The sequence below is a fragment of the Rathayibacter sp. AY1F2 genome, assembly GCF_002930885.1.
GTDB lineage: Bacteria > Actinomycetota > Actinomycetes > Actinomycetales > Microbacteriaceae > Rathayibacter.
Genome location: NZ_PSVG01000017.1, coordinates 29,125 through 43,120, shown reverse-complemented (window position 1 = coordinate 43,120; position 13,996 = coordinate 29,125). Strand labels below are relative to the sequence as shown.

The window sequence follows — 13,996 nt, the reverse complement described above, 5'->3', positions numbered from 1 at the left end:
GGGTCCGGCGAGTGAACGGGAGCACGACGATGGCGGTGATCGACGAGACGGCGCTGGTCTCGACCGACGGCGAGGGAGTGCCGATCGCGCTCGAGTGGCGGGGCGGGAGCTACCGGGTGACCGACCGGCCGACGGTGTGGACCTGCACGAGCGAGTGGTGGGCGCCCCTCGAGGGGTTCCCGCCGACGTTCGGGCGCACACCGGTGAGCATCGGCGGCTGGCGCTTCCAGGCGACGGACCTCGCGACCGGCGGAGCGTTCGTGCTCGACGTGGTCGCGTCGACGGAGCCGCAGTGGAGCGTGGTGCGGATCTACGAGTAGTGCCGGCGCGAGGCCGGCCGGGCGGCTACTTGTCGGCCGACCAGGGCGCCCGCGTCATGGCGATGAGAGCCGCGACTCCGGAGACGAGGCCGACACCGGCGATGGCGGACACGACGAGCCAGAGAACGAGTTCCATGCCGCCAGTCTACCGAGCCCCGGAGCGGATCCTCTCCGCCCCGCTTCCATCCCCCGGCTATGGAATAGCCTGGGCAGAGTGACCGACGCCCCCACCCGCGCGAGTGTCGGACTGCGCTCGGAGCGCGGCCCGATCCTGCTGTCCCTGATGATCTCGACCGCTCTGGTCGCCCTCGACGCCACTATCCTCTCGACGGCCGTGCCGTCCATCGTCGCCGACCTGGGGGGCTTCGAGCAGTTCCCCTGGCTGTTCTCGATCTACCTGCTGGCCCAGGCCGTCTCGGTCCCCCTCTACGGCAAGCTCGCCGACGTGATCGGGCGCAAGCCCATCATGCTGATCGGCATCGCCCTGTTCCTGGTCGGCTCGCTCCTGTGCGGCCTCGCCTGGAGCATGCCCGCGCTGATCGCGTTCCGAGCCCTGCAGGGCCTGGGGGCCGGAGCGATCCAGCCGATGGGCATCACCATCGCCGGCGACATCTACACGGTCGCCGAGCGTGCGAAGACCCAGGGCTACCTCGCGAGCGTCTGGGGCATCTCCTCTGTCGTCGGGCCGACCCTCGGCGGCGTGCTCTCGGACCTGGGCGCCTGGCGCGGCATCTTCCTCGTCAACATCCCCCTGTGCCTTCTGGCGGCGTTCCTCCTGATCCGCAGCTTCCGCGAGACCACGCGGGGCGAGAAGCAGCGGATCGACGTGGCGGGCGCCTCCGTGCTCGCCGTGGGCACCGCGCTGCTCATCCTCGGGCTGCTCGAGGGCGGCAGCGCCTGGCCGTGGCTCTCCCCCGCCGGAGTCGGCGTGTTCGTCGTCTCGGCCCTCGCGTTCGCCGGCTTCGTCGCGATCGAGCGGCGAGCTGCCGCCCCGGTGCTCCCCCTCTGGGTCCTCACGCGGCGCGTGCTGATCTCGACCAGCCTGGTCTCGGTGACCGTCGGCGCGATCACGCTCGGCGTCACCTCGTACTTCCCGACCTTCGCGCAGGGCGTGCTCGGCAGCTCCGCCCTCGGCGCGGGCTTCGCCGTCGCGGCGATGACGCTCGGCTGGCCGGTCGCGGCGAGCCTGTCGGGCCGGCTCTACCTGCGCATCGGCTTCCGCAACACGGGCTTCCTCGGAGCGGGGCTCGTCGTGATCGGCACGGCGCTGACCGTCCTGCTCGGCGCCTCCTCGACGCTGTGGGAGATCGCCGGCTTCTGCGTGCTGATCGGCGCCGGCATGGGGCTCGTGGCGACTCCGACGCTGATCCGGGCGCAGTCGAGCGTCGACTGGAACGAGCGCGGAGTGGTCTCCTCGACCAACTTCTTCGCCCGCAACATCGGCAGCGCCGTCGCCGTGGCCGTGTTCGGCGCGATCGTGAACGCGAAGGCGGGCGGCGGCGTCCCCGCACCGGCGGACCTCGCCGAGGGCACCCGCTTCGTCTGCATCGCGCTCACGGTCCTCGCCGTGGGCATGCTCGCCGCGGTCTGGGCGATGCCGAAGGAGGGGCGCCCCGCGCCCGGAGAGGATCGGGCGGCGGAGGCCGAGCCCGACGCGGCCCGGCCGGACGCGGCCCAGCCCTAGCCGTCAGGCGGCGCCGTCGGTTCTCGTCGTCAGCCGGAGCGGCGCGCCGCGGCCGTCGCTCGCAGGCGGTCGCGGCGGGTGCGGCGCACCCGGTGCGTCCAGCGCTGCAGGGACGATCCCATGCCGGGGTGCCGCGCCAGCGTGTGCAGAGCGCGGTCGAACCGGCGGAGCATGTCGGCGAAGGCGCCGAAGGGGCGGGCCGAGATGCCGACCTCGAGGTGGCGGTCGAGCACGATCCGGTGCCGGAGTCCCAGGTGCACGCTGATCTCGACGTCGTCGTGCACGTAGGCGTCGTGCCGGTGCATCTCCTCCGCGATCTCCTCCCACGCCGACCGGCGGACGGCGCAGTTGGAGCCGAAGAGCGGCCAGTTGGCCAGCGCCGACCCCATCAGCACGAAGTAGGCGTCCATGTAGGCGACCCGCGCGATCACCCGGGCGATCGGGCCGAGCTCGTCGAAGCGTCCGGGACCGGTCACCGCTCCGACCTCGGGATCGGCGAAGTGGCCGGCCAGGCGCGCCAGCCAGTCGGGTCCCGGGCGGGAGTCGGCGTCGAGCCGTGCGAGGACGTCGCCGTGCGCCTCGTCGAACCCGTGCGCCGTGCTCGCCGGGATCCCGGCTCCGTCGTGCCGCACCACCCGCGCGCCCGCCGCTCGCGCGACGGCGGCGCTGTCGTCGGTGCTCCCGTCGTCGACGACGACGATCTCGAACGGAGCGAGCGTCTGCTCGCGGAGGAGCTCGAGCAGCTGCTCGAGGTGGCGGGCGTCGTCCTTCACGGGGACGACGACCGAGATGCGCCGGTGATCCATCCGCCCAGTCAACGCGATCGGGCCGCTCAGCGGGGACACCGCCACGCGTCTCGCGCGAGCCCGGACCTGTCAACCGGCTCCCGAGCGCGCCGGATCCGCTGATGGGATCGGCCCGTGTCCGCCGGATCGGCGGCCCGATCGAGACAGGAGACGACATGACTCAAGGACCTCGAGACTTCCGGCCCACCCGTGCACTGGTGACCGCCTCGGACTCCGGCATCGGCCGGGCGACCGCGGTGGCACTGGCCGAGGCGGGCATGGACGTCGGCATCACCTGGCACAGCGACGAGGAGGGCGCGCAGGGCACGGCGGAGGAGGTGCGCTCCCTCGGCCGGCGCGCCGAGATCGCGCGCCTCGACACGACGGATCTGGAGGGCGCGGGCGACGTGATCGACGACCTCGCGGATCGACTGGGCGGGCTCGACGTCGCCGTCAGCAATGCGGGCGGAGGCGGGGGCGAGCCCTTCCTCGAGCAGAGCCTCGACAGCTGGCGCTCGACCGTCGCCCTGAACCTCGACGGAGCGTTCGTCTGCCTCCAGCGCGCCGCGCGGCGCATGGCGGCCCAGGGCACGGGCGGCAGGATCATCGCGGTCACCAGTGTCCACGAGCACCAGCCGCGGGTCGGCTCCGTCGCCTACACCGCTGCCAAGCACGGGCTGGGCGGCCTGCTGAAGGTCGCCGCACTCGAGCTCGGCTCCCTCGGCATCACCGTCAACGCTGTCGCCCCCGGGGAGATCGCGACGCCGATGAACGACGCCGAGGATGTGGACCCCGTCACGATCGACCGCCCCGGCATCCCCCTCGGCCGCCCCGGCGACGCCCGCGAGATCGCGGCGGTGGTCGCCTTCCTGGCCTCTCCCGCCGCCTCCTACATCACCGGATCCTCGTACGTCGTGGACGGCGGGATGCTGCAGATGGGGCCGCAGGCCGGCTCCCACCTCCGGCAGGACGACTGGCGCGAGGCCTGAGCCGCCGACCACGGCGCCCGCCCGCCGGGTACTCTCGAAGAGGTGCTCCGGCGGGCGGGGCACCTGCTCCGGGATGTAGGTGACGCACGTGTGGTTCCGGCGTCGACGCAGGTTCAAGATGGAGCCGTACGACCCCGATGAGAACCCGTCGCGCGAGCCCGCCTCCGTCGAGGAGGCCGCCGAGGAGGGCCTGATGCTCGCGCAGTACGCGAGTCGCATGGCCGTGAAGAACCGTGTGCTGATGGACGGCCTCGGTGCTGACGTCCCCTTCGACTCGGGCCGCTACTCCGTCGTCGCCGCGGAGGAGCTCGAGAAGCTGGCGCGCGAGTCCGAGGCAGCCGCCGAGCGCCTGCGCGGCATCGCCGCCGACGTGACCTCGGTGGGCGGCCGCTCCGACCACGTGCACGACTACCGCTCGGCCGACGTCGACAACCTCGACCACCGCGAGCGGCTCTCGCTCCTGGTCGCCGACTCCCTCCACAGGCGGGCGCAGGACGAGGAGTACCTCGCGACGCTCGTCGACGACGCCCGTCAGGACGCGTGGCGCGAGCTCGCGCAGTCGATCGAGGAGACCCTCGACCGCACCTCGCGGATCGACCCGGACGACGAGGAGTACCGCCGCGACCGCTCGGTCCGGATGGCGCTCGTGGTCGTCGACGACCTGGTCAAGCTGGCGGAGGAGCGCGGCGTCAGCCTCGAGGACTGACGGGCTCGTCGTGGGACGCCGGGACGGGGCTCAGGCCCAGCCGGCGCGGAACGACTCGGTCGCCTCGGCGGAGCGCTCCCGGACCGACTCCAGCAGCTCCTCCATGGTGGAGCTGCGGAGGAACGCGAGGCGGTCGAGCTCGGTGACCGGTGCGACGCCGGCGAGCTGCCAGGCGTGCGCGGCCGGATCCTCGGCGAGCTCGACGACCGCGCCGTAGCGCTGCTCGACGAACTCGCTCGCGACCGCCAGTGCCGTGCGGACCGCCGACTCCGCCGCAGCCAGCGCGGGGGCGTGCTTCTCGTCCCACTCCAGATCGGGCAGCAGGCGGACCTCGGCGCGCGGGTACGGGTCGTCCTCGTACCAGCGGACGACCTCGAAGCGCTCCTCGCCCACGGAGTCGAGCGTGACGAACGACTCCGCCCCGTCGATGTTCAGGATGCGCGCGCGGGCGCCGACCGCGAACCGCTGGTCGCCGCCGCCCACCTCCTGGCCGCGCTCGATGAGCACGACGCCGAACGCGAGGGTCTCGTCCTCGAGGACGTCGCCGAGCATCCGCAGGTACCGCGGCTCGAACAGCCGGAGCGGGAGCGGCATGTGCGGCAGGAGCACGGAGCCGAGCGGGAACATCGGAAGATCAGGCACGGGATCAGGCAATCACGTCGAGCGGGGAGCGGCCAGTACGGGCGCGGCGCGTCGGGACGTGCTAGCGCATCGCGCCACCGTGTCGTCCGCTCGCGGATGCTCGCCACGCCCCGGACGATCTCCGACGGCCCGGACCCACCCGCGAGGCGCCCACTCGGACTGGGAGCATGGATCTCGCCGAACTCCGAGCCGTCGTCCGCGCGGACCTGGCCGCCAAGGGCCACGCCTCCGACCGGCTCACCGTCCTCGTCCTCCGACTCGGGCAGTACTCGAGCTCTCGGAGGACCCGGCTCCCCCTCCACCTCGTCTACCGCCTGGTCGATCTCGTCTGGACCCGCATGATCGTCGGAGCCGAGCTGCCGCCGGCCGCTCAGGTCGGGCCCGGCCTGCGGCTCCCCCACTGGGGCCGCGGCGTGATCCTGCACCCGCGCACGGTCATCGGGAGGAACGCGTTCATCTACCACGGCGTCACCATCGGCGAGTCGAAGGGTCGGACGCCCGTCATCGGCGACGACGTCTACATCGGCGCCCGCGCGACGATCGTCGGGGACGTGACCGTCGGCGACCGTGTGCGGATCGGAGCCGGCGCCGTCGTCGTCCGCGACGTCGCCTCCGACTCGTCCGCGGTCGGCGTGCCGGCGACGACCGCGTCGGCGCCGTCTTGAGGCACGGCCAGTCGGCCTGACGGGGCCGGACCGCCCGCCCCGACGAGACCGGCATCAGGTGGATTCCCGACCCGGCGCTGGAGAGGAGGAACCACCGCGGGTGGAGCGGAGTAGGGCGTACGGGACTTGAACCCGTGACCGACGGATTGTAGGACAGATTCTCACTGCCGTTCCCGCGGCCTCCCAATACTTCCTCTGATCTGGTCTTCCCTCTCGGCAGCTGATCCCGCCTGGCCTGCGTAATTCGCTCTGACTCCCCTGCATTCCGATGGGTAAACGACGGAAGGCCCCTTCCACTCCGAGGAGGGCGGGGGCCGAGGGCTCATCGAGGGCGGTTAGACCAGGTGTGGAATGCACGCGCGGCGTCGGCGAGCGAGTCGCCGCATCCGACCACCCACTCTGAGCGGGTGACACACACGAATGTCGGGCGGCCTTGATAATGCACCAGGCGAATCCAGCCGAGGTGCTTGCGCTTGTCCCCGACCCACCACTCCCCCGAGCGCACGGCGGCGCGCACCATGCTCATCGGAGTCCAGTGGTGGGCCATGCCGACGACCGTAGAGGTCGCCGCCGACACTCACTCTGGCTGCGGCTGCTCGATCGCGCGAAGGCGGAGCCCGGCGGCAACGAGCTTCAGCCCGTGCAGCGCTTCGCGCGACTCACGGACCGTCGGCTGGTTGAAGACGCCAGCGATGCCATCGGACGCTGCCCGGAGCACGGCGCCGCGTCGACGCAGCTCCGTGATCTGCTCATCGGAGAGCCGCTCGCCCTTGGCGGGGAGCGTCGGCGTCGACGTAACGAATGGTGTTGGCTCAGCGACCGGCGCTGCGGAGGTGGCGGGGGCGGCGGGCGCTGGGCGCTTCACTCGTGCGGCCCACTTCTCGGCGCGGGCGGTCTTCGCCTGCTCGTAACGGGCCTTGCGGTCGGCCTCGCGACGCTCGAACTCGGCGCGGCGCTCGTCTCGAGACTTTAAGCTCGGGATCGTAGCGCAGCAACCGATCAGCCGATCCTCGTCCTGCCCGCCCAAGTTTTATCGAAGCGATCCGGGGTAGGGCCGCACTCTCGCTCCGCTGCGACGGCGGCATCGGCGTCCTCGCGGCGGGCAAAGATGCCGAGCACAGACGTTGCGTCGTCCCACGGACGTTGGACGGTGGCGCGTTTCTACCAGTTGCCATCTCATGTAGCGACCGATGCTTCATTGAGCCGTCGGCAGCAATGTCGTCTCAGGACTTTTCGAGTGGCTCACTGTACAGACATCCACGATTTGTCGCGTGAGCGGCAAGGGCACGTGCCAATCGACGCTTGCCCTCCCGACCATCTTCGATTCTGATGAAGGCATGGTCTTCAGGGCGGTCATCCCTCGCCGAGTCGTCGGCTACTTCTAACTCAAGCGCTACAGCTTCGCCAACCGAAATACCCCACGTCCCCCGCGATTCGCCGCCGAGCGCTGTAAAGCGTTGATACGCCTCCTGAGGTGAAACCGCGCCGCGAAGATGACTCATGTCGCCTTCGGGCTCATCCTGTTTCCAGCGAGGGGTGAATGCCACGCTTCGCACCCTCCTTGAGATTGGATCGAGGTTAGCCTCGTGGACCTGCCGGTTCAGAACTTCATCCGCGTCTTCGATTGCCACGACCTTAGAATCCGTCATGTGATGGCACCTCGAAGGAAATCGGCCAGCTTTCGCACCGACAATGGACTCGTCCAAGTTCGCTCGTTATCGTCACTTTCGATCACGTAGACGATACGGTCCGGATGCACCTCGACCGTGAACCAATGCCCGAGGTCCTCCCACTCGGATGAGAGGTAGCCATCCGCGTGAGCAGTAGGTCCGATGCGGTCGCGGAACTCGAAAGCACGCTCTGTCGCGGCAAATAGGACACTAATCGCACGCCTAGAGGGCGCCTTGCTTGCCGGACCATCCCAGCCATTCCGGAGTCTGGCGAGCAGTGCAAACCTCGCATCAATTCCATCCCAGTCCCGTCGCCGGCCGGGTCCTGCTGAAAGTACGGGTACCGCTTCGTTATACTTCTGTTCGAATCGGGTTAAGCTATTGGCACTAGTTTCGAAGCTGTAATCCGCATTTAGTTTTGGCTTTTCACTTACGGTTCGGTCAAGTAACAGGGTCAAAGGCCGAGCACGCCCCTTCGAAACTCCGAGGTGAATAATTTATCGCCAAGAACGCCAATGTTTTCAAAGCGACAGTCGATAAATTCGGAGTTAGAGAAGCCAAGAACACCAAGGACTTGACGAGCACCGGGAATCTCAATGATTATGTCTTCGCCCGGCCCGATGAACGTACAACCCCGAAGTACGGACTGCCCCAAAAACGTGATCACCGCTGGGCCTACCAGCAAGCAGTCTTTAAATTGCAACTTATCGATCACCGACTGAACGGTAAAGAGATCGGACAGACGGACGACTTCGTCCGTGTACTTCAACCCGTGTACAGCCATGGCGGAATTGTATCGGTCCAAGCTTCGGCGTGGCGAACCCTGCGTGTTCCGGCGGCTCGCGCGAACGACCGAACGCCCCCACCCTGCCGCCGAGGCAGAGGGTGGAGGCGTTGTCGCGTCAGGCTGCGGCATACCAGGCTGCGGCGTCGATCTGGTATCCGGTCACGTTCATCGTGGTCGTGATGCGGCCGACGTTGCCGGTCGTGATCGGGCTGGCCGTGTCGGTGTAGCTCGCGACCTCGGTCCCATCGACGTACGCCTTCAGCAGGACTCCGCTGGGGACGTCGGACACCTCGACACGGACTCGATGCGTGCCCGCCCACGTTCCCCCGCCCGGAAGGGCGGCCACCGCCCCGAGCGTCTGAGATGCGGCACCGGAGGGTCGCTTCGTCAGCTGCACGATGTTCGCGGTCGTAAGCGCGAGCCGGTAGGTGCCCACGGTCGAGGTCGCGGTCGACTCCGCGCGGACGTCGAGCCACATCGTGCCGCCCGCGAGGCCGGTGATGATCGCCTCAAGCGCCATGCTCGGCTTGCCGGATGATTCCGATGAGAAAACGATGGCAAGCGGCACCGTGCGGGGACTCAATGGCCCCCGATCCCTCCTGGCAGTAGGGCGTACGGGACTTGAACCCGTGACCGACGGATTATGAGTCCGCTGCTCTGACCGGCTGAGCTAACGCCCCGCGGCGGCCGTCCGAGCGGCCGTCAGGTGGCGGCGGGTGCGGACGCTGCGTCGGAGGCCGGATCGGCCACCGGCTCCCCACGATACAGGCTCTCGAAGGTGCTGATCGTGCGGTTGATGTCGTGCGCGGCGACGATTTGGAGGGAGGCGCGCTTCATCGCCTCGAGGTCCTCCTGGTCGGCCGTGAGCACGGCGGTGAGGCGGTCGGCGAGGGCCTCGGCGCTGCCCGGCGCGAAGAGGTAGCCGTTCTCGCCGTCGTGGACGAGGTGCGGGAGGGCCATCGCGTCGGCGGCGACGACGGGGAGGGCCGAGGCCATCGCCTCCATCGTCGCGATGCTCTGCAGCTCGGCGATGGACGGCATGGCGAACACGGTGGCGCGCGTGTACGCCTCCTTGAGCTCGGCGTCCGAGACGTAGCCGGTGAAGCGCACGCGGTCGGCGATGCCGAGGGTCGCGGCGAGCTGCTGGAGGTTGCGCATCTGGTCGCCGCCGCCGACGATCTCGAGCTTCGCGTCGAGCGCCGGATCGAGCAGGGCGACGGCGCGGAGCAGGACGTCGATGTGCTTCTCGCCGGTCACGCGGCCGACGAAGAGGATCGAGTCGCCGGCGCGCGCCGTGAAGTCGGGCGTGTAGTTGTCGGCGTCGATGCCGCAGGAGATGGCGTGGACGCCCCGGAGGCCCGTGTACTTCTCGAGGAACTGCGCGGCCTTGCGGGTCGGCGTGGTGACCGCCTCCGCCCGGCCGAAGGTGCGGCGCGCGGCCCGCCACGCCATCGCCACGGCCTTGGCCTGCACGGCCTTCGGCAGGAGGGTGAACTCGAGCATGTTCTCGGGCATGAAGTGGTTCGTGCCGACGATGCGGATGCCGCGCTTGGCCGCCTCGATCCCGAGGCCGCGGCCGACGATGATGTGCGACTGGAAGTGCACGACGTCGGGCTTCACCTCGTCGAGGATGCGCGCGCTGTTCTGCCGGATGCGCCACGGCATCGCGAAGCGCAGCCAGTCGTGCGGGTACCAGCGCCAGCTGTAGAGCCGGTGCACGATGATCCGCTGGCCCTCGTGCGTCTCGACCCGGGTGCCGCTCCAGCCGTCGGCCGAGGGGGCGACGACGTGGACCTCGTGGCCGCGCTGCGCGAGACCGGCGGCGAGGCGCTCGGCGAACTTCGCGGCTCCGTTCACGTCGGGAGCGAAGGTGTCGCAGCCGATCACGACCGTCAGCGGTCGGGAGTCGGGCGATCCCGGTCGGGACGCGTCGCGGGGATCTGACACGGGAGGTCCTATCGGTGTCGTGCCGCTCGGGGAGAGAAGGGAGCGATCGGCGGAGGTCGGTCGGTTTCGTGGCTCTCGGCGCGGACCCATTGTAGGCAGAGGAGTCCTCACCACTCGGGATCCCGCGCCGTCAGCGCGCCTGCGGGTGGTGCTTGGCGAGGAGGAAGACGCCGTAGATGGCGACGGCACCGGCCGCGATGAAGAGCGGGATCGCCCACGGGGCCGCGTACTGCGCCTCTCCGAGCACGACGATGCCGATCGCGACGGCGACCAGCGGGTCGATGACGGTGAGGCCCGCCACGACGAGGTCCGGCGGGCCGGAGGAGTAGGCGTTCTGAACGAAGTACCCGCCGAGCGCGGTCGCGGCCAGGAGCGCCACGATGCAGACCACCGTAAGCGGGTCGAACTCGCCGTACTTGATGCGGTTGAGCACGACCTTCGCGAGAGTCGCGACGAAGCCGTAGACCACTCCGGCGCCCACGATGTAGAAGATCGCCTTCGCTCCGCGGCGGAAGACGCGGAAGGCGACGACGAAGACCGTGAGCACCACGGCGAGGATCACGAGGATCGTGATGAGCTCGGGCGTCTGGATGGACTTGTCGACCGCGTTGAACGCCGCTACGAGGACGAACGTGCCGACGCCTCCGACGCAGAGCACGATCGCCCGGATCGACGCCGCGTTCAGGCGCACCCGGCTGACCCGCGCGTTGACGACCGCGGTGATCACGAGCGCCACCGCTCCGAGCGGCTGCACCACGATGAGCGGGGAGAAGCCGAGGCTCGTCAGCTGGAAGACGATCGCGAGACCCAGGAGCAGGGTGCCGATCACCCACGAGGGGCGCGAGAGCAGCGCGACCAGCTGGCCGCCGCTGAGCCCGGAGGAGCCGGAGCGCTTCGAGAACCGCTCCACCTTCGCCACTCCCCGGTGCTGGAACTGCGCGCCGAGGGAGAGGAACACCGCGCCCACGAGAGCGATCGGGATGCCGATGAACTTCGCCGGGTCGTTGAGGAGTTCGGCGAGATCGGCGGGCATGGGTCGACCCTACCCAGAACGCCTCCGGGAGTCCTCCGACGCACGGGTGAGGGGCTGAGCCCAGCGGATGATCCTCGCGGACCCGGTCGGCGGCCCCGCGGTACCCTGTCCACCATGGCCGTCCTCCCCATCCGCATCGCCGGCGACCCCGTCCTGCACTCCCCCGCCGCCCCCGTCACCGAGTTCGACGATGCGCTGCGCACCCTCGTCGCCGACATGTTCGAGACGATGGACACCGCCCCCGGAGTCGGCCTCGCCGGCCCGCAGGTCGGCGTCCCGCTGCGCCTGTTCGTCTACGACTACGCCGACGACGACGGCACCCCCCGCCGCGGCGTCGCGATCAACCCCGAGCTGTTCGTCACGCCGACCCCGCTCGGCGAGGCGGACGAGGACACGGAGTCGGAGGGGTGCCTCTCCTTCCCCGGCGAGCGCTTCCCGCTCCGCCGCTCCGAGCGCGCGATCCTCCGCGCGGTCGACCTCGAGCAGGAGCCGTTCGAGATCGTCGCGGACGGCTGGTTCGCCCGCGTGTTCCAGCACGAGTTCGACCACCTCGACGGCGTGCTCTACATCGACCGCCTCGAGCACGACTACCACAAGCCGGTCGCGAAGATCACCCGGAAGCGCGGCTGGGGCGGCCCCGGCGTCTCGTGGCTGCCCGGCGTGGAGCACCTCGAGGACTGACTCAGGCCAGGTCGACCCCGTGCACGCCGTTGTGGTGGCGGATCGCGGGGAACGAGGCGGTGACGCTCCGGCCGACGCCGGGCGTCCGCTTCTCGGTCACGTCACCGCCGAAGAGGGCGGCCCGCTCGCGCAGCTCGGCGAGCGCGGGGCTGTCGATGCGCTCGGTGAGCGAGCGCAGATCCGCCTCGAGAGCGCTGGCGTCCTGCTCCGCAGCGCCGTGCTGCTCGCGGTCGTCGTCGACCTCCACCCGGAGGCCGGTGGTCGTCCATCGGGAGCTGATGCGGACCTCGGTCCCCGCGCCGCCGGTCTCCAGCGCCGAGTCGAAGGCGTACTCGAGCACCCGGAGCACGGCCACCTCGGCGCCGTTTTGCAGCGGGAACGGCTCGCCGAACGACTCCTCGCGGACGCTCAGGCCTCGCTCGCGGGCGCCCTCGATCAGGGGGACGGAGCCGCCGGTGCGCGGCAGCTCCCCCGGATCGACGGAGGCGACGGTCGCGATGCGGCGCAGCTGCGCCAGCGAGGCCTCGGCCGCCCGCACGGCACGCTGCGCCGACCGCGCGGCTGCGGCGGGGTCGCGGTCGATCGTGAGACGGACGCTCTCGGCCTCCTCGACGACGTGCGCGGCGCTGCGGACCGCGAGCTGCTCGAGCTCGCCGACGATGCGGAGCCTCGCCTCCTGCTCGCCGACCGCCAGCTCGAGGCGGACGACGCGCGCCGCCTCCTCCGCACGGCTCTCGGCGGCACGGCGCTCGGCGCCGACGGCGCGGCGCCACAGCACGACGACCGCGACCAGGGCGATCAGGGCGAGGACGAGGACGACTTCGAGCACGACGGCCTCCGGGGGGACGGGACGGGTTCGGCACAGGAGCGCCGGAGAGAGATCGTACCCGCGCCGCGGACAGCGGACCTGAGGCCGCGGAGGGGGTTGCGGAGCCGTACTCAGCCGTCGGAGCGCACGGAGCGGGTGACGGTGAAGCGGCGGTCGCGCGCCACCACCGTGGTCGGCCCGACCGCGCGGCGCAGCTCGGCCGGATGCGCGAGGTGGGAGTTGAAGACCGTCCACAGCACGCCTCCGGGGCGCAGCACGCGGCCGGCCGCGCGCAGCATGCGCCGGGCGACGAGGTCGGTGACGGCTCCGTCGGAGTGGAACGGCGGATTGCAGAGCACGACGTCGACGGAGGACGCCTCCAGAGTCGAGGCGTTGTCGTCGCGGAGGACGCGGACGGCCAGCCCATTGGCCGCCGCAGTCGCCCGGGCGGACTCGACCGCGGCACGCGAGGTGTCCGTCGCGGTCACGGCGAGGTCGGGGCGGGCCCGGGCCACCACGGCGGCGAGCACGCCGGTTCCGCAGCCGAGGTCGAGTGCGGTGCCCGCGGGGAGGGAGTCGAGATCGAGGGCGGCGAGGAGGGCGCGGGTGCCGAGGTCCAGTCGTGCACCTGCGAAGGCTCCCGGCAGTGCGACGACCTCGAGGTCGAGCTCGTCCAGACGGCGCCGCTCGGGCCCTGGCGCGGGCGGCTGGTCGGGGAGCGCGCCGCTCGCGAACAAGGCGCGCGACTTCTGCCGGGCGAGGGAGACGTCGATCCGCTCGTAGCGCACGGCGAGCACGTCGTTCATCGTGCGGGTCATGTGCTTGATGCGGCCGGCGCCGATCAGGGTCGCCGCCGGGTTCGCGAGTGCGGTCCCGGCCGCGACGGCGGCCAGCGCGTCGAGCGAGCGCGGCAGGCGCAGGAGCACCGCGTCGGCGTCGCGGACGGCCTCCGCGACGGAGTCGACGATCTCGATCGGCGCGAGATCGACGCCCGACCCCCGCACCGTCTCGAGGTTCTGCGCGAGAGCGCGCTCGGCGGTGATCGAGTCCTGCACGACGCGCACGGCACGGCCGTCGGCGGCGAGGCCGAGGCTCAGTGCCCCGTAGGCGTCCCCGATCACGGCGAGGCGGCCGCGATCGGCGGCGAGGTCGAGCAGCAGACGGTCACTGGCGTCGACGGCGACGAGATCCGGCGCCTCGACGTCGGGGCGGCGGCGCAGGAGAGCGAGCACGTCCTCGCGCATCGCCCCTCCGATCGTCGGTCCGAGCGGGTGGGCCC

General features: G+C 70.7%; 17 protein-coding genes and 1 tRNA gene. 6 read left to right on the top strand and 12 right to left on the bottom strand.

The annotated features are described in order from the left end of the window. Nucleotides 1–11 precede the first annotated feature (11 nt). Nucleotides 12–320: a hypothetical protein gene (locus tag C5C54_RS12870; RefSeq protein ID WP_104226677.1), complete on the top strand. Its 309-nt coding sequence runs from the start codon at nucleotides 12–14 to the stop codon at nucleotides 318–320. A 283-nt stretch (nucleotides 321–603) separates the two neighbouring features. Continuing rightward, the gene (locus tag C5C54_RS12865; protein ID WP_104226703.1) at nucleotides 604–2,004 is read left to right on the top strand and encodes an MDR family MFS transporter; all 1,401 of its coding nucleotides are present in this window, start codon (nucleotides 604–606) and stop codon (nucleotides 2,002–2,004) included. Nucleotides 2,005–2,033: 29 nt separating this feature from the next. Here the strand turns inward: C5C54_RS12865 and C5C54_RS12860 are convergent, their stop codons facing one another. Beyond that, nucleotides 2,034–2,810 (bottom strand): glycosyltransferase family 2 protein, encoded by a 777-nt coding sequence (locus C5C54_RS12860; protein ID WP_104288491.1) that lies wholly within the window; start codon nucleotides 2,808–2,810, stop codon nucleotides 2,034–2,036. 155 nt (nucleotides 2,811–2,965) lie between these two features. Between C5C54_RS12860 and C5C54_RS12855 the strand changes: the two genes are divergently transcribed. Continuing rightward, the gene (locus C5C54_RS12855) at nucleotides 2,966–3,778 is read left to right on the top strand and encodes an SDR family oxidoreductase (RefSeq protein WP_104226704.1); all 813 of its coding nucleotides are present in this window, start codon (nucleotides 2,966–2,968) and stop codon (nucleotides 3,776–3,778) included. 118 nt (nucleotides 3,779–3,896) lie between these two features. Next, nucleotides 3,897–4,484 (top strand): hypothetical protein, encoded by a 588-nt coding sequence (locus tag C5C54_RS12850; RefSeq protein WP_104223455.1) that lies wholly within the window; start codon nucleotides 3,897–3,899, stop codon nucleotides 4,482–4,484. 30 nt (nucleotides 4,485–4,514) lie between these two features. On the opposite strand, the gene C5C54_RS12845 is transcribed toward C5C54_RS12850, so the two are convergent. Beyond that, nucleotides 4,515–5,126, bottom strand: coding sequence for an LON peptidase substrate-binding domain-containing protein (locus C5C54_RS12845; protein ID WP_244229436.1), 612 nt, complete (start codon nucleotides 5,124–5,126; stop codon nucleotides 4,515–4,517). Nucleotides 5,127–5,293: 167 nt separating this feature from the next. Here C5C54_RS12845 and C5C54_RS12840 point away from each other — a divergent pair, with 167 nt between their 5' ends. Continuing rightward, nucleotides 5,294–5,791, top strand: a complete 498-nt coding sequence (locus C5C54_RS12840; RefSeq protein ID WP_104288490.1) for a serine acetyltransferase — start codon at nucleotides 5,294–5,296, stop codon at nucleotides 5,789–5,791. A 322-nt stretch (nucleotides 5,792–6,113) separates the two neighbouring features. On the opposite strand, the gene C5C54_RS17645 is transcribed toward C5C54_RS12840, so the two are convergent. The 8 genes from C5C54_RS17645 to C5C54_RS12815 all read right to left on the bottom strand — a co-directional run bounded on the left by C5C54_RS17645 (nucleotide 6,114) and on the right by C5C54_RS12815 (nucleotide 11,228). Further along, entirely contained in the window at nucleotides 6,114–6,338 is a 225-nt protein-coding gene (locus C5C54_RS17645; RefSeq protein WP_146078835.1) for a hypothetical protein, read from the bottom strand. Between the two features lie 30 nt (nucleotides 6,339–6,368). After that, complete coding sequence (locus tag C5C54_RS12835; protein WP_104288489.1) at nucleotides 6,369–6,818, bottom strand: hypothetical protein; 450 nt, start codon at nucleotides 6,816–6,818, stop codon at nucleotides 6,369–6,371. Nucleotides 6,819–7,014: 196 nt separating this feature from the next. Continuing rightward, entirely contained in the window at nucleotides 7,015–7,422 is a 408-nt protein-coding gene (locus C5C54_RS17640; RefSeq protein ID WP_146078834.1) for a hypothetical protein, read from the bottom strand. A gap of 493 nt (nucleotides 7,423–7,915) precedes the next feature. Continuing rightward, a complete protein-coding gene (locus C5C54_RS17635; RefSeq protein ID WP_146078833.1) occupies nucleotides 7,916–8,245 on the bottom strand; it encodes a hypothetical protein in 330 nt (109 codons plus the stop codon). A 118-nt stretch (nucleotides 8,246–8,363) separates the two neighbouring features. Further along, nucleotides 8,364–8,768 carry a hypothetical protein gene (locus C5C54_RS12830; protein WP_104288488.1) on the bottom strand — a complete coding sequence of 135 codons (405 nt, stop codon included), beginning with the start codon at nucleotides 8,766–8,768 and terminating at the stop codon, nucleotides 8,364–8,366. Between the two features lie 86 nt (nucleotides 8,769–8,854). Next, nucleotides 8,855–8,928, bottom strand: a tRNA-Ile gene (locus tag C5C54_RS12825). Nucleotides 8,929–8,950: 22 nt separating this feature from the next. Next, a complete protein-coding gene (locus tag C5C54_RS12820) occupies nucleotides 8,951–10,195 on the bottom strand; it encodes a glycosyltransferase (protein ID WP_258059440.1) in 1,245 nt (414 codons plus the stop codon). 130 nt (nucleotides 10,196–10,325) lie between these two features. Continuing rightward, nucleotides 10,326–11,228 carry a DMT family transporter gene (locus C5C54_RS12815; protein ID WP_104234188.1) on the bottom strand — a complete coding sequence of 301 codons (903 nt, stop codon included), beginning with the start codon at nucleotides 11,226–11,228 and terminating at the stop codon, nucleotides 10,326–10,328. Between the two features lie 114 nt (nucleotides 11,229–11,342). Between C5C54_RS12815 and def the strand changes: the two genes are divergently transcribed. Further along, entirely contained in the window at nucleotides 11,343–11,909 is a 567-nt protein-coding gene (gene def / locus C5C54_RS12810; protein ID WP_104223450.1) for a peptide deformylase, read from the top strand. Between the two features lies 1 nt (nucleotide 11,910). Here def and C5C54_RS12805 read toward each other — a convergent pair whose 3' ends face one another. Further along, a complete protein-coding gene (locus C5C54_RS12805) occupies nucleotides 11,911–12,738 on the bottom strand; it encodes a hypothetical protein (protein ID WP_104288487.1) in 828 nt (275 codons plus the stop codon). Nucleotides 12,739–12,848: 110 nt separating this feature from the next. Beyond that, on the bottom strand, nucleotides 12,849–13,961 hold the full coding sequence (locus C5C54_RS12800) for a class I SAM-dependent methyltransferase (protein ID WP_104288486.1): 1,113 nt from the start codon (nucleotides 13,959–13,961) through the stop codon (nucleotides 12,849–12,851). Nucleotides 13,962–13,996: the final 35 nt, after the last annotated feature.